Below are 15,527 nucleotides of genomic sequence, written 5' to 3' on the forward strand. Positions count from 1 at the left end.
ACTGACATCGCAACCGAAGACAATGCGGTTATCCGCCCGATGCGGTTTTTAACGCGACATTGACCCTGCACGGCATTACTGACCACGCTCTTGTGTATTATACGATTCTGTTATGAATCATCTTGCAGGGTATATACTGCATATGAATTGGTAACGCTTACACAGGAAAACAGAAGCGTACCGGCATCAACAAGAGGGATGTTAATGCCTGATTTTTTATCATTTATTAATGACGTACTTTGGGGATCGGTAATGATCTACCTGCTCTTTGGCGCAGGGTGTTGGTTCACTTACCGTACCGGGTTCGTTCAATTTCGCTATATTCGCCAGTTTGGCAAAAGTCTGAAAAATAGCCTTACCCCACAACCCGGCGGCTTAACGTCATTTCAGGCACTCTGCACCAGCCTTGCCGCCCGTGTTGGCAGCGGCAATTTAGCGGGCGTCGCCGTCGCGATCACCGCAGGCGGCCCCGGTGCGGTATTCTGGATGTGGATGTCAGCGCTGATAGGTATGGCAACATCCTTTGCTGAGTGCTCGCTCGCCCAACTCTATAAAGAACGCGACAGCAAAGGCCAGTTTCGCGGCGGTCCGGCGTGGTATATGGCGCGAGGGCTCGGCATGCGTTGGATGGGCGTTATCTTTGCCGTCTTCTTACTCATTGCTTACGGTATTATTTTTAACAGTGTCCAGGCGAACTCTGTCGCGCGAGCACTGAATTTTGCCTTTGATATACCTCCCCTCTATTCCGGTCTGGCGCTGGCGTCTCTGGCATTGCTGGTGATCGTTCGCGGGATCAAAGGTGTCGCACGGATCATGCAGTGGTTTGTCCCCGTGATGGCCCTGCTGTGGCTGACCGCCAGTGTGGCGATCTGTGTCTGGCATATCGACCAACTCCCCGGCATCATTATCGCCATCGTGAAAAGTGCCTTGGGCTGGCAGGAAGCGACGGCAGGCGTCGCTGGCTATACGCTCAGTCAGGCCATCACCAGTGGATTTCAACGTGGCATGTTCTCGAATGAAGCCGGTATGGGGTCCACGCCTAACGCCGCAGCGGCGGCAGCATCATGGCCTCCCCATCCTGCCGCGCAGGGCATTGTGCAAATGATCGGTGTGTTTACCGACACGGTGATTATTTGTACGGCCAGCGCCATGATCATTTTACTGGCCGACCACGGCACCGCCTATATGCCGACCGAAGGTATTCAGCTTGTTCAGCGGGCAATGACCTCATTGACCGGAGAATGGGGAGCAGGATTCGTTGCGTTGATTGTGGTGCTGTTTGCCTTCAGCTCGATCGTCGCCAACTATATTTACGCCGAAAACAACCTGATTTTTCTTCAGTTGGACAACGGCCGAAATGTCTGGATATTGCGTATAACCACCGTCTGTATGGTTGTTCTGGGAACGCTGCTGAGTCTGCCGGTTGTATGGCAACTGGCCGACATTATTATGGCCTGCATGGCGATCACCAACCTGACCGCAATACTGTTACTCTCTCCGGTGGTGTATACCCTGGCGGGAGATTACCTGCGTCAGCGCAAACTCGGCGTACGACCCGTCTTTGATCCGCTTCGTTATCCTGATATCGGCCAACAGCTGGCGCCGGGGAGCTGGGAAGACGCGCCTCGTGAGCGGGATGACATAAGGTAATCGCAGCCATCGATCAATTCTGTCGTTTTTTTTGCTAAAGTCGCAGTAAATTTCCCGCAAGGACTGGATATGCTGATTCTCATTTCACCTGCAAAAACGCTCGATTATCAGAGCCCGCTGGCGACTACGCGTCATACCCTGCCCGAGCTGCTGGATCACTCCCAGCAGCTTATCCACGAGGCGCGTAAACTCTCTGCACCGCAGATTGGTAAACTGATGGGAGTAAGCGACAAGCTGGCCGACCTCAATGCCACCCGATTTCACGACTGGCAACCCAACTTTTCCCCCGAGAATGCACGTCAGGCTATTCTTGCGTTCAAGGGCGATGTCTACACCGGACTGCGCGCGGAAACCTTCAGCGACGCGGATTTTGACTTCGCCCAGCAACATTTACGCATGCTCTCCGGTTTGTATGGCGTCTTGCGCCCGCTGGATTTAATGCAACCTTATCGTCTGGAAATGGGGATTCGCCTTGAAAACGCGAAAGGGAAAGACCTCTACCAATTCTGGGGCGATACGATCACTGAAAAGCTCAATGAAGCCCTGAAAGCACAAGGGGATCAGGTTGTCATCAACCTTGCGTCAGACGAATACTTTAAATCCGTGAAGCCGAAGAAACTGAACGCCGAGCTTATCAAACCGGTTTTCCTCGATGAGAAAAACGGCAAGTTCAAGGTCATAAGCTTCTACGCCAAAAAAGCGCGCGGTCTGATGAGTCGCTACATTATTGAAAATCGCCTGACGACGCCGGAGCAGCTCACCGGCTTTAACAGCGAAGGCTATTTCTTTGATGAGGAAGCATCAGGACAGGGTGAACTGGTGTTTAAACGTCATGAGCAGTAATTGAAGCGTGCCGGATGGCGGCTATGCCTTATCCGGCCTACAAAACATAACGACTGTTCCGCAGGCCGGAGAAGACGCTTTCGCGTCGCCATCCGGCACAGTAAAGTAACTAGCTGCGCGTCATCATCAGCTGACGTAGCGCCGCGAAATCGGCGGGCAGATGATGAGAAAGCAGCGGCAGATCGGCGCGGTCCGCCAACTCTTTTGGCAGATCCAACGTTTCGCCGAGAATAGCTTCCACGCTCTCTTTAAATTTTGCCGGATGCGCGGTTCCCAGGAACAGGCCATACTCGCCAGGATGCAATTGATCGCGCAACGCACGATAGGCAACTGCCGCATGCGGTTCTGAAGTGTAACCCACCGCTTTTAACTCACGCATCGTCTCTTGCGTCGTCGCGTCGTCCACCGCCGCGTAACCCAGTTCATTCAGACGCCAGATCTTACGGCGGAACAACTCCTCCACACGCGGCCAGTTATTTGGCTGACTAACATCCATGGCATTCGACAAAGTCGCCTGCGTTGTCTTAGGTGCCCACTGCCCGTCATGCAGGAAGCGCGGTACGGTGTCATTCACGTTGGTGGCGGCGATAAAACGCTTCACCGGCAGACCGAGCGATTTCGCCAGCAGGCCGGCGGTCAGATCGCCAAAGTTGCCGCTAGGAACGGAAACCACCAGCTGATTACGAGCCTCTTGCGGCAGCTGCGCAACCGCTTCGAAGTAGTAACAAATCTGCGCTAACAGACGGCTAATGTTAATGGAGTTGGCCGAGTTCAGACCCAGCGCCTGCTTCAGCGCTTCATCATCAAACGCCTGCTTCACCAGAGCCTGGCAGGCATCAAAATCCCCGTCGATTGCCACGGTTTCAATATTGCCGCCAAGCGTACAAAACAGTTTTTCCTGTAATGGGCTTATCTTACCGCGCGGGTAGAGGATAACGACACGCACATTTTTCAGGCCATAGAAAGCGTGAGCCACTGCCGCACCGGTATCGCCGGAGGTCGCCGTCAGGATGGTGACCGGTTTATCGCCGCTGATATGTGTCAGCATCTGCGCCATAAAACGCCCGCCGAAATCTTTAAATGCCAGCGTGGGTCCATGAAACAACTCCAGACAGCCGACATCGCTTTCTACCTGCGCCACCGGTGCCGGGAACGCAAACGCGGAGCGTACACGCTCTTCAAGGATCTCCTGCGGGATCTCATCTCCTATGAATGCAGAGAGGATCTTAGCGCTGCGGACAACGAAGTCCTGGTTCAGCATCTCATCGATCTCGGTCAGGCTAAATTCCGGGAGCTCGTGTGGAAAGAATAACCCCTGATTTTTGCCCAGTCCCTGCGTGACGGCCTGTGCAAAGCTGACCTGTTCATTGTGATCTTTTAAATTGTAGAGTTTCATTGATTATCCCAGTACTCGTGCGCCCGCCGTGTCCAGACGGCAAATATGAACAAAGCCTTCCTGATTTTGCAGGTAGTGTTTAGTCAGCCAATCCGCTACGCGTTGAGCGGTATCCGGTTTATCGCATAGCGCGAACAGCGTCGGCCCGGACCCGGAAATACCGCTGGCCAGCGCGCCGATCTCCGCCACCGCCTGACGTGCCTGGCTAAAACCAGGCAGCAGACGCGCGCGATAGGGCTCAGCAATCACATCTTTCATCAGCTTTGCAGCAAGCTGCGGCTGACGGGAATAACAGGCATGAATAAATCCGGCCAAGTGCCGCCCGTGGGCAATGCAATCCTGACGACGGTACTGCGCGGGTAAGATCGCGCGGGCTTCCGCCGTGGACACTTTGATCCCCGGATAGGCAAGTACCCATAGCCACTCATCAAAGCCTGGCACCTGTTGGCTGATGATGCCGTTTTCTTCAATCATCAACTGCATGCCGCCCAGAAAACACGGCGCGACATTATCGTAATGAATGCTGCCGGAGATACGGCCTTCCAGCTCCCCCATAATGGCCAGCAGTCGCGTATCGTTCAGCGGTTTACCGCAGTGTTCGTTCATCGCCACCAGCGCAGCAACAACGGAACAGGCGCTGGAACCTAACCCGGAACCTATCGGCATGTTCTTTTCCAGCGTCATCGCCACCGGGATTTGCTTGCCAAGCTCCTGGCAAAAACGCTCCCAACACTGGTAGACAATATTTTCACGCGGCTCTGGCGGCAGTTTGTCAGCAAAGTGACCCCGATTAATCAGACGAAAGCTGTCCGACGCCTCAACGGTGACCACATCACCCAGCAGCGAACCATCAACGGGCGTCACCGCCGCCCCAAGGACATCAAATCCGACGCTCATATTGGCGCTGGAAGCCGGAGCATAAACTTTCACCATCTTAGACTCCTAACTTCCATGAGAGGGTACGCAGCAGATCGGCAAAGACGCCCGCCGCCGTCACGTCGTTGCCTGCACCATAACCGCGCAACACCAGCGGCAACGGTTGATAATAGTGGCTGTAGAACGCCAGCGCGTTTTCGCCGTTTTTCACTTTGAACAGCGGATCGTTGCCATCGACCTCGGCAATCTTCACGCGGCAAACGCCGTCCTCTTCAATGTTGCCCACATAGCGCAACACTTTACCCTCATCACGGGCTTTCGCCACGCGTGCCGCAAACGCGTCATCAAGCTGCGGCAGATTCGTCATAAACGCTGCCACATCGCCAGAATCATCAAACCCTTCTGGTAACACCGGTTCGATCACGATATCGGAAAGCTCCAGTGCCCGACCCGTTTCACGGGCGAGGATCAGCAGTTTGCGTGCAACATCCATCCCGGAGAGATCGTCTCGCGGATCGGGTTCGGTGTAGCCCATCTCGCGGGCCTGCGTGGTGGCCTGCGAGAGGCTCATCCCTTCATCCAGTTTACCGAAGATAAATGAGAGCGATCCGGAGAGAATACCGGAGAATTTTTGCAGCTCGTCCCCCGCGTTGAGCAGGTTTTGCAGGTTTTCAATCACCGGCAGGCCCGCGCCAACGTTCGTGTCATATAAAAATTTGCGCCGCGATTTTTCCGCTGCGAAACGCAACTGATGGTAGTAATCCATCGACGAGGTGTTCGCCTTCTTGTTTGGCGTCACCACATGGAAACCTTCGCGCAGGAAGTCTGCATATTGATCCGCAACGGCCTGGCTGGAGGTGCAATCCACAATTACAGGGTTGAGCAGGTGATATTCCTTCACCAGACGGATTAAACGGCCCAAGTTGAAGGGCTCTTTCGCTTCCGCCAGTTCCGCCTGCCAGTTTTCCAGATTCAACCCATGCACATTGGTCAGCAGCGCCTTTGAGTTCGCCACGCCGCAAACGCGCAGATCGATATGCTTATTCTTCAGCCAGCTCTGTTGGCGTTTGAGCTGCTCCAGTAACGCGCCGCCGACGCCACCGACACCGATGACAAACACTTCAATGACCTGATCGGTATTGAACAGCATCTGGTGCGTGACGCGGACACCAGTTGTTGCATCGTCATTGTTGACCACCACAGAAATAGAACGCTCGGACGAGCCTTGTGCGATAGCAACAATATTGATGTTGGCGCGGGCCAGCGCCGCGAAGAATTTTGCTGAAATGCCACGCAGCGTTCGCATACCATCGCCCACCACAGAGATGATGGCCAGGTGGTCAGTCACCGCCAGCGGCTCCAGCAAACCTTCTTTCAGCTCCAGATAGAACTCATCCTGCATCGCGCGCTGGGCACGTGCGCTGTCGCCCTGCGGCACACAGAAACTGATGCTGTACTCTGAAGAGGATTGCGTGATCAGGACCACCGAAATACCAGCGCGAGACATGGCGGCAAACACACGCGCCGCCATTCCCACCATCCCTTTCATACCGGGACCGGAAACACTGAACATCGCCATGTTGTTAAGATTCGAGATCCCTTTCACCGGCAGATTATCATCATCGCAGCTGGCGCCAATCAGCGTACCGGGCGCTTGCGGGTTTCCGGTATTTTTAATCAGGCATGGGATCTGGAACTGAGCAATAGGGGTAATCGTGCGAGGATGAAGAACTTTGGCGCCGAAGTAGGAAAGCTCCATGGCTTCCTGATAAGACATCGATTTCAATAATCTGGCATCCGGAACCTGGCGAGGGTCGCAGGTGTACACGCCATCAACGTCAGTCCAGATCTCACAACAATCCGCGCGTAAACAGGCAGCCAGGACAGCAGCCGAATAGTCAGACCCGTTACGCCCCAGCACGACCAGCTCACCTTTATCATTCCCGGCGGTAAAACCAGCCATCAGCACCATATGGTCTGCGGGGATACGCCCGGCAGCAATACGACGCGTGGATTCAGCGATATCGACGGTGGACTCGAGGTAATGCCCAACCGCCAGTAATTTCTCAACCGGGTCGATGACCGTTACGTCATGGCCGCGTGCTTCCAGCAAGCCCGCCATAATGGCGATCGACATTTTTTCACCACGGCAGATAAGCGCGGCATTGATGCTGTCCGGGCACTGTCCCAGCAGGCTGATGCCGTGCAGCACATGTTTGATCTGCGCAAATTCTTGTTCGACAAAGGCTTTTAATTGCGCCAACGGAAAGTCCGGCTGCGCGGCAGCGAGTCCCGTCAGAAGTTCGGAAAAGATGCGTTCGGCATCGCTGATATTGGGTAAAGCATCCTGACCACCGATGGTTTTTTCAATCATCGCCACCAGATGGTTAGTAATTTTCGCAGGGGCAGAAAGCACGGTTGCGACCTGCCCCTGCCTGGCATTGCTTTCCAGAATATCGGCAACCCGCAGAAAGCGTTCTGCATTTGCCACTGATGTACCACCGAACTTCAACACTCGCATTGTTGTTACCTCGTTACCTTTGGTCGAAAAAAAAGCCCGCACTGTTTAGGTGCGGGCTTTTTTCTGTGTTTCCTGTACGCGTCAGCCCGCACCGTTACCTGTGGTAATGGTGATGGTTGTAATCATGGTGGTGCTGATGCGTTTCATGGATGTTGTGTTCTCTGTAATTATTATCTGTCTGTGCTGTTGCCTATATTGGTTAAAGTATCTGATGACTTAAGTCAATAAATTTTTAATTTGATCACACTCCGAAACTTGTTCACGAGCTGCTGCTTGCGTCTTTACTTTCAACCAATACAGAGTGAAAACCCCACTTGAAACCAGAACAAAAAACCACACAACCATACTTAGTTGAGATTTTATTTTTCTATATTTTTCTCAATATCATGCAGCAAACGGTGCAACATTGCGGTGTCCCGCTGCCCTAACAGGCCAATGCGTTGCTGTAACCAATCTGCCAGTTTGATGTCGTCAGCCACATCCAGAGAACCCAGTAACCTTACAATCCGTGCGCGTAATGCCTGCAACTGAAACTCATCAGATGTTTCAGTCTCTTTTATGGATTGTTGCATTAAACCTGCTAATTGATAGCAGTAGACCATCACCGCCTGGCCTAAATTGAGCGAAGGGTAATCAGCGACCATCGGAACCCCCGTCAGCACATCCGCCAACGCCAATTCTTCATTTGTTAGCCCTGAATCTTCGCGTCCAAACACCAATGCGGCGTGACGCATCCAGCCGGACTTTTCCTGCAACAAGGGCAACAGTTCTGCTGGCGTTGCATAGTAATGAAATTTCGCGCGGCTACGGGCGGTCGTCGCGACGGTAAATTCAACGTCGTGCAGAGCCTCCTCCAGAGTATTGAAAACACTAATATTATCAATTATATCACCTGAACCATGCGCGACCCAACGCGTGGCGGGTTCAAGGTGGGCCTGACTGTCGACGATACGCAAATCGGTAAAACCCATTGTCTTCATAGCGCGTGCCGCAGCGCCAATGTTTTCCGCTCTGGCCGGGGCGACCAGGATGATTGTTAAACGCATTTATGAGACTCTTTTTGACTGGCCCGCGGGGAATAATGTGATGCATATCATCATATTACGCGGCGCGAATTTACAAATTTTTAACGAAAATCACTGAATCAGCATTTCACATTCAGTAAAAGACGCTAAACTGTTTCCTGTGTTTACAAACGATTATTATGTTAATAAAAGTTGCATATCTTTCTGTTTATTTAGGATAATTTAATTTAAACTGAATCTCATCCATTGGATTCATTACATTTATTAGTTAGGTCGCGCAACTAGTTGGATTGCTGCAATTTTGTGATGAAAGCTAGCATTTAGATACGATGATTTCATCAAACTGTTAACGTGCTACAATTGAACTTGATATATGTCAACGAAGCGTAGTTTTATTGGGTGTCCGGTATCACTTAGCCTGTTATGTTGCTGTTAAAATGGTTAGGATGACAGCCGTTTTTGACACTGTCGGGTCCAGAGGGAAAGTACCCAGACCAAGCTAATGATGTTGTTGACGTTGATGGAAAGTGCATCAAGAACGCAATTACGTACTTTAGTCATGTTACGCCGATCATGTTAATTTGCGACATGCATCAGGCAGGTCAGGGACTTTTGTACTTCCTGTTTCGATTTAGTTGGCAATTTAGGTAGCAAACATGCAGACCCCGCACATTCTTATCGTTGAAGACGAGTTGGTAACACGCAACACGTTAAAAAGTATTTTCGAAGCGGAAGGCTATGATGTATTCGAAGCGACAGATGGCGCGGAAATGCATCAGATCCTCTCTGAATATGACATCAACCTGGTGATTATGGATATCAATTTGCCAGGGAAAAACGGTCTTCTGTTAGCGCGTGAACTGCGTGAACAGGCTAACGTTGCGTTGATGTTCTTGACGGGCCGCGATAACGAAGTCGATAAAATCCTCGGCCTCGAAATCGGTGCGGATGACTACATCACCAAACCGTTTAACCCGCGCGAACTGACTATCCGTGCGCGCAACCTGCTGTCTCGTACCATGAACCTGGGGACTGTCAGCGAAGAACGTCGTAGCGTTGAAAGCTATAAGTTCAATGGTTGGGAACTCGATATCAACAGCCGTTCTTTGATTGGTCCAGATGGCGAGCAGTATAAACTGCCACGCAGCGAATTCCGTGCCATGCTTCACTTCTGTGAGAACCCGGGTAAGATCCAGTCTCGCGCAGAATTGCTGAAGAAAATGACCGGTCGCGAGCTGAAGCCGCATGACCGTACTGTTGACGTGACCATTCGTCGTATTCGTAAACATTTCGAATCAACGCCGGATACGCCGGAAATTATCGCCACCATCCACGGCGAAGGCTACCGTTTCTGCGGCGACCTGCAGGATTAATCCTGACACCTCCGGTATTAAAAACGGCGCTCCTGGCGCCGTTTTTCATTTCTCACCTGTGTTACTTCCAGATACGCAATTCATCATCGCTCGCGGGTTTGGATTCTTTCGCCTTTGGGCGGGAAAGCGAATACCAGTCAAAATGACGCGTCAGGAACATCACCCCGCTCAACGCCAACAGGAGCACGCCGGTTCCCAGCAGCAACGCGCTGTCTGCGGAGTTCAACAGTACCCACATCACCCCATCCAGCGCCAATAACGCCAGGGTAAACACCACGCTATTCCGCCACCCTTTCAGCACCGCCTGCAAATAAACACCGTTCATCAACGCGCCCACCAGACTCGCCGCGGCCCATGCCGCCGTAAAACCAATGTGTTCAGACAGTGCCAGTAATAACAGGTAAAACATGACCAGTGACATCCCGACCAGCAGGTATTGGATGGGATGCAGTCGTTGCGCCGTCAGGGTCTCAAAGACAAAAAAAGCCATGAACGTCAGCGCAATCAGCAAAATGGCATACTTTGTCGCCCTGTCGGTTAATTGATACTGATCGGCGGGCGTGGTGACGGCGACTCTGAACGACGGTAGGCTGTACCAGCCCATTTTTTCGGTCTCTCCGGCCTCGGGAAACTGCTCTCCAAGATTATTGGCAAACCAGCTACTCTGCCATTTTGCGTGAAAACCCGACTCGCTCAGCTCACGGCTGGTCGGTAAGAAATCGCCCAAGAATCTGGGATGGGGCCAGTTGCTGACCAGCGTCATTTCGCTATTTCGCCCCACCGGCACCACGGAGAAACTCCCGGTTCCGCTCAGATTCAGCGAAAACGCCAGACTCAGATTGGTCTTTACCCATTGCGCATCCGGCAGTGGAATATGGAGACCTTGTACCCCTCCGGCAAGTCCGGTGCCGGGTTCAACGGTCAGTGCGGTCCCATTCACCTGCGGCGCATTCACCACACCTATCCCCCGGGCATCGCCTACGCCCACCACGATAAACGGTTTCCCGAGGGTGATATTCGGTCTTTCTAATTCACTCAGGCGAGTAGCATCAAACTCCGCCTTCACTGACAAATCGCTGTGCCAGACCTGAGCGTCATAAATACCGATGTTGCGGGACTCGACGTTCTGATTTCCCTCCACCATCAGGGATTCCGGCAGCCAGAAATGAATGTAGCTGCGCTTATGCTGAACGTCTTTCTCATTCTCCAGAACGGTATACAGCTCTGTCACGGGAATCGCTACCAGCGGGCCGACCACTTTTTGCGACCCACTGGTGCTTTGGCGAATCGCATCCTCGACGGTGCTACGGTAATCCGCTCGCTCTACGATTATCTGTCTGACCATCATCAACGGAATCAACAGCAGTAATATCGCGCCACTTAACGTGACCATTTTCCAGAACAGGGGGGATTTAAACATAGCCTTTCTCCTTTGCAATAACAGCAGAGTAGAGAGGCTATGTGGGGAGAATTTGAAGTTATGTGAAGTGACGGTGAAGTGTCAGCGATGCCTGAACGCCGCCTTCCGGGCGGTTCTTCAAAGCGACCTCTCCTTTGAGTAAACGGGCCACTTCGCTCACGAACGCCAGTCCCAGACCGCTGCTCTTGTGCCCATTCTCACGCGGCAACGAGTAGAAACGTTCAAAAATACGCGGCAGCGCAAAATCGGGAATTCCGCTGCCGGTATCGCAAATCAGGAGTGTGACATATTCCGCATCGGCGTCCGCCTTCAGGAATATCTCCCCCTGCTCAGGGGTAAAATCGATCGCGTTATCAAGCAGATTCCCCAGCGCCTGCTCCAGCAGCTCCGGATCGGCTGAAACCACAAACGGCGAAGGGCTGATATGCAGCGAAATATTTTTTGCCGCCAGCTGGATGCTGCGAGCCTCGCCCACCTGAGCCAATAGCGGGTCGACGGCCACCGGCGTCAACGCAATATCCTGCCTGTTTTCCAGTCGCGCCTGGCGTAGCAGTGTCTCGACCAACGCCTGCATGCGGGCGTTTTGCGTCAGTATATTCCCGGTAAACCGCGCGACCACATCGGGAGGCGGTCCTTCGCGCAAGATCTCCGCTGCGCCGCGAATCGCCGCCAGCGGGCTTTTCAATTCATGGGTTAAGGCATACACATACTGCTCAATGTAGTTTTTACCTTCCAGCTTCAGACGCATGCTTTCCAGCGCCTGCGCCAGTTTACGCAGCTCGCTGCTGCCCAGTTCGGGTAAGGCGACGGGTTGATTTTCCGTCACCGAATCGGCATAGCGCGCCAGTCTGGCAATGGAGCGGTTGATCCACCAAACCATCCCAACGCCAATCACTAATGCGATGCCCAACAATATGGCGCTCGCCCACAATATTCGGCGCTCACTACGCTTAATGACCGGAGCCATCGCCGCATTGGGTTTACCCACGCTAAGTACGCCGATGATATTGCTACCGTCGGTAATCGGCGCGGCGACATACATCACGGTGCTTTCCGGGTCATCCGGATTTTGCGGCGTGCTGCGCGCACCATATTGCCCGCGAAGCGTGAGCCACACATCATTCCAGCGGGAGTAGTCTTCGCCCACCGCTTTGTTTGCGGAATCAAACAGTACCTTGCCCTGAGTATCAGTCATGTAGACATGGTATTCATTGCGCACTTTGTTAATACCGCTGATATTGGCGCGAAAAGGACGGTTCTGTAGATGGCTAAACGCCTTCGCCAGTCGGCCATGTGCAGGATCGCCAGAAAGCACATCATCCCGCGCCAGCGCCGCCAGCAGCGTCGCCGTATCGATCAGCGTCCCTTCCGTTGCCCTGCGCACACCGGGCTTTATCTCCTGCACAAAGATCGACAGCACAAACCAGGCGGCGACGGCCACGATCAGAAAATAGCCGAGCAGCAATCGCATCCCAATGCGCATCAGGCGCTCCTCAGGCTGTATCCCATACCGCGATGCGTATTAATGGGAGAGACTTCCGGATTGATCGCCCGAAGCTTCGCCCGCAACGTTTTGATATGCGTATCGACCGTTCTGTCAAAGGTATCCTGCGCATCGGCCCAAACCAGGTCCATCAGTTGCTGACGAGAGTAAACGCGCCCAGGCGACACCAGCAGCGTTTTCAGTAGCAGAAATTCATAGCGCGTAAGGTTGAGCGGCATGCCGTACCAGGCAATTTGCGCCGCAGGTTCATTCAGCTCAAATTGCCCAATACGCAGAACAGGTGAAGGGGTTGAAAACTTCTTCACGCGCCGGAGCAGTGTGCGCACTCTGGCGCACACTTCCCGTGGAGAAAACGGTTTCGCGACATAGTCATCCGCGCCAATCTCCAGACCGAGCAGCCGATCCACTTCGTCGCTACGTGCGGTCAAAAAGAGGATCGGTAATGCCGGGTGGCGTTCCAGCAATTTTCTACACAACTCAAAACCACTGATATCGGGTAATCCTACATCCAGAATGACGACATCGGGCAGTCTGGAACGTGCTTGTTCCAGTACGGGGAACCCGCGTTCAAACGCCTCGACGGTAAATCCTTCCTGTTGCAGCATGTAGATAAGCGTATCGGCAATCCCTTGCTCATCTTCAACCAGCCAGACCCGTTCCTGTTGCATAGACTTCCTTGTTATTCCCGCCACGGCATAATGGGTACCGCGCTAATGGCATTTTTAGGCGACCCGTCGACAACCTTGTCAGAGTATGCCAGATAGGCCAGCGTGTTGCGTTTCGCATCATAGAAACGGACGACCTGTAATGACTTAAACACCAGCGAAGTCCGCTTCTTAAAGACGACTTCACCTTCCGCCTTACCGTTCTTAATTCTTTCGCTCAGTTCAACCGGTCCAACCTGCTGACACGAAATCGCGGCATCAGAGGTGTCTTCAGCGAGTCCCAGTCCCCCTTTAATGCCCCCGGTTTTTGCACGGCTCACGTAGCAGGTGACGTTTTTGACATCGGGATCATCAAACGCTTCCACGACAATTTTGTGATCCGGCCCCAGTACTTTGAAGACGGTATCGACCGAACCAATCTGCTCTGCATGGGCAACATGTGTCAGCATGAGCAGAATTGAGGATATTACTAAGCTCTTATATTTCATATTGTTACCATTTTTAAATGTTTCACTGTGCAATTATTAAACATTCTAAGATAAAATGTTTACAGATCACAGGATTACAATAATCACGCTTTCGACTGACCAAAAAAAGCATTTATGCGCAAAAAAAACACTGAATGCTAAAACAGCAAAAAATGCTATTATCCGAATACCTGATGTCAGGTACTCGTTGTTGAAAGGATGAGGATATTTTATGGATCAGGCTGGCATTATTCGCGACCTATTAATCTGGCTGGAAGGTCATCTGGATCAGCCCCTGTCGCTTGACAATGTGGCGGCAAAAGCGGGTTATTCCAAGTGGCATCTGCAGAGAATGTTCAAGGACGTGACGGGCCATGCTATCGGCGCTTATATTCGCGCCCGTCGATTATCGAAATCCGCTGTGGCGTTGCGCCTGACGGCGCGTCCTATTCTGGACATTGCTCTGCAATACCGCTTCGATTCTCAACAAACTTTTACACGCGCTTTTAAGAAACAGTTCTCCCAAACGCCAGCGTTGTATCGCCGTTCTCCAGAGTGGAGCTCTTTCGGGATCCGCCCTCCTCTGCGTTTAGGCGAATTTACCCTGCCTGAACATCAGTTTGTCACGCTGGAAGACACCAGTCTGCTCGGCATTACACAGAGCTATTCCTGTTCGCTGGAACAAATTTCCGATTTCCGCCACGAGATGCGCGTTCAGTTCTGGCGAGATTTCCTGAGCCATGCCCCGACGATCCCTCCGGTGCTTTACGGGCTTAACGAGTCGCGCCCAAGCCTTGAGAAAGATGACGAGCAGGAAGTGTTTTACACCACCGCCTTACCGCGAGAGCAAGCCGACGGTTATGTGCAGGCCGGACACCCTGTCCTGCTGCAAGGTGGTGAATACGTGATGTTCACTTATGAAGGGTTGGGCACCGGCGTTCAGGACTTTATCCTGACGGTCTACGGTACATGCATGCCAACGCTGAATTTGACCCGCCGTAAAGGGCAGGATATAGAGCGATACTTCCCGGCAGATGATGCCAAAGCCGGCGATCGCCCTATTAATCTGCGCTGTGAATTCCTGATTCCGATTCGTCGTTAACGCTGCAACTCATCCAACGCAGGGGCGTCCAGATGTGAGATGTCCCCTGCGGTTTCAACAACCCAGCCAGACGCCAGCCACAAACTTTCCTGATAATCGACGCGGGAAATAGAACAGTTACGCAGACGTAACCGACGTTCCGCCCAGGCTGGCAGCCCCAGAATCGTACTCACCAGACAGCCCAGCGCAATACCGTGGCTGACCAGCAGAGGTCGGCTGCCTTGCGGGAGCTCCAGGCAAGACATCAGTGCCGCGTTTACGCGCTCACTCAATTCCTGCATTGATTCGCCATCCGGAATACGGCCATCGACCGTGCCATCAACCAGCTGGCGGCGCCAGTTCTCTTCTTCTTCATTGAGTGAATCGATGTGCCGTTTTTCCAGCACCCCCATATTCAGCTCACGCAGACGAGAATCGAAAGTGATATCACAACCACACGCCTGGGCGATTATCTCTGCCGTGCGACGCGTGCGACCTAAATCACTGCTCACGATATGAGTGATGCCAAGCTCTTTGGCGCGCACGCCCACCTGCACGGCTTGTTGCTCACCTTTAGCGGTCAGCGGGCTGTCAGACTGGCCTTGAATACGTCGCTCGGCGTTCCACTGCGTCTCACCGTGGCGAACAAGGTATACCTGTAACATGCTTTTTATCCGTTATACTGCGATGACATTCTTTTCTGAGT

The 15,527-nt window shown here is 52.8% G+C and carries 14 protein-coding genes, 1 pseudogene and 1 other annotated feature; of the genes and pseudogenes, 4 read left to right on the plus strand and 11 right to left on the minus strand.

The annotated features are described in order from the left end of the window. Window positions 1-204: 204 nt before the first annotated feature. Together JM656_RS18245 and yaaA are read left to right on the plus strand one after the other, a co-directional pair. A complete protein-coding gene (locus JM656_RS18245; protein ID WP_203358985.1) occupies window positions 205-1,650 on the plus strand; it encodes a sodium:alanine symporter family protein in 1,446 nt (481 codons plus the stop codon). 69 nt (window positions 1,651-1,719) lie between these two features. After that, on the plus strand, window positions 1,720-2,493 hold the full coding sequence (yaaA, locus tag JM656_RS18250) for a peroxide stress protein YaaA (RefSeq protein ID WP_203358986.1): 774 nt from the start codon (window positions 1,720-1,722) through the stop codon (window positions 2,491-2,493). Window positions 2,494-2,602: 109 nt separating this feature from the next. Here yaaA and thrC read toward each other — a convergent pair whose 3' ends face one another. The 6 genes and pseudogenes from thrC to yjjY all read right to left on the minus strand — a co-directional run bounded on the left by thrC (window position 2,603) and on the right by yjjY (window position 8,872). Next, entirely contained in the window at window positions 2,603-3,889 is a 1,287-nt protein-coding gene (gene thrC / locus JM656_RS18255; RefSeq protein ID WP_192611002.1) for a threonine synthase, read from the minus strand. Between the two features lie 3 nt (window positions 3,890-3,892). After that, a complete protein-coding gene (thrB, locus tag JM656_RS18260) occupies window positions 3,893-4,822 on the minus strand; it encodes a homoserine kinase (RefSeq protein WP_203358987.1) in 930 nt (309 codons plus the stop codon). Between the two features lies 1 nt (window position 4,823). Beyond that, window positions 4,824-7,286, minus strand: a complete 2,463-nt coding sequence (gene thrA / locus JM656_RS18265) for a bifunctional aspartate kinase/homoserine dehydrogenase I (protein ID WP_203358988.1) — start codon at window positions 7,284-7,286, stop codon at window positions 4,824-4,826. 25 nt (window positions 7,287-7,311) lie between these two features. Then, window positions 7,312-7,432 (minus strand) — a sequence feature (Thr leader region). Beyond that, a complete protein-coding gene (gene thrL / locus JM656_RS18270) occupies window positions 7,368-7,433 on the minus strand; it encodes a thr operon leader peptide (RefSeq protein ID WP_192614291.1) in 66 nt (21 codons plus the stop codon). (Overlaps the previous feature by 65 nt.) Window positions 7,434-7,645: 212 nt before the next feature. After that, window positions 7,646-8,332 carry a tRNA/rRNA methyltransferase gene (locus JM656_RS18275; protein WP_203358989.1) on the minus strand — a complete coding sequence of 229 codons (687 nt, stop codon included), beginning with the start codon at window positions 8,330-8,332 and terminating at the stop codon, window positions 7,646-7,648. A 400-nt stretch (window positions 8,333-8,732) separates the two neighbouring features. Continuing rightward, a pseudogene (yjjY, locus tag JM656_RS18280) lies at window positions 8,733-8,872 on the minus strand (protein YjjY). Window positions 8,873-8,967: 95 nt separating this feature from the next. Here yjjY and arcA point away from each other — a divergent pair. Beyond that, on the plus strand, window positions 8,968-9,684 hold the full coding sequence (gene arcA / locus JM656_RS18285) for a two-component system response regulator ArcA (protein WP_001194359.1): 717 nt from the start codon (window positions 8,968-8,970) through the stop codon (window positions 9,682-9,684). 61 nt (window positions 9,685-9,745) lie between these two features. Here arcA and creD read toward each other — a convergent pair whose 3' ends face one another. The 4 genes from creD to creA are packed head-to-tail and all read right to left on the minus strand — an operon-like array spanning window position 9,746 to window position 13,761. Continuing rightward, window positions 9,746-11,104: a cell envelope integrity protein CreD gene (gene creD / locus JM656_RS18290; RefSeq protein ID WP_203358990.1), complete on the minus strand. Its 1,359-nt coding sequence runs from the start codon at window positions 11,102-11,104 to the stop codon at window positions 9,746-9,748. A gap of 58 nt (window positions 11,105-11,162) precedes the next feature. Next, window positions 11,163-12,587, minus strand: coding sequence for a two-component system sensor histidine kinase CreC (gene creC, locus JM656_RS18295; RefSeq protein ID WP_203358991.1), 1,425 nt, complete (start codon window positions 12,585-12,587; stop codon window positions 11,163-11,165). After that, a complete protein-coding gene (creB, locus tag JM656_RS18300) occupies window positions 12,587-13,276 on the minus strand; it encodes a two-component system response regulator CreB (protein ID WP_203358992.1) in 690 nt (229 codons plus the stop codon). The genes creC and creB overlap by 1 nt, the downstream gene beginning before the upstream one ends. Window positions 13,277-13,287: 11 nt before the next feature. Next, window positions 13,288-13,761 carry a protein CreA gene (gene creA, locus JM656_RS18305; RefSeq protein WP_203358993.1) on the minus strand — a complete coding sequence of 158 codons (474 nt, stop codon included), beginning with the start codon at window positions 13,759-13,761 and terminating at the stop codon, window positions 13,288-13,290. Window positions 13,762-13,972: 211 nt separating this feature from the next. Between creA and robA the strand changes: the two genes are divergently transcribed. After that, complete coding sequence (gene robA / locus JM656_RS18310) at window positions 13,973-14,842, plus strand: MDR efflux pump AcrAB transcriptional activator RobA (protein WP_192610994.1); 870 nt, start codon at window positions 13,973-13,975, stop codon at window positions 14,840-14,842. Here the strand turns inward: robA and gpmB are convergent. Next, window positions 14,839-15,486 (minus strand): 2,3-diphosphoglycerate-dependent phosphoglycerate mutase GpmB, encoded by a 648-nt coding sequence (gene gpmB / locus JM656_RS18315; protein ID WP_203358994.1) that lies wholly within the window; start codon window positions 15,484-15,486, stop codon window positions 14,839-14,841. The genes robA and gpmB overlap by 4 nt on opposite strands. Window positions 15,487-15,527 lie beyond the last annotated feature (41 nt).

Source organism: Citrobacter sp. R56, assembly GCF_016811995.1.
Taxonomy (GTDB): domain Bacteria; phylum Pseudomonadota; class Gammaproteobacteria; order Enterobacterales; family Enterobacteriaceae; genus Citrobacter_D; species Citrobacter_D enshiensis.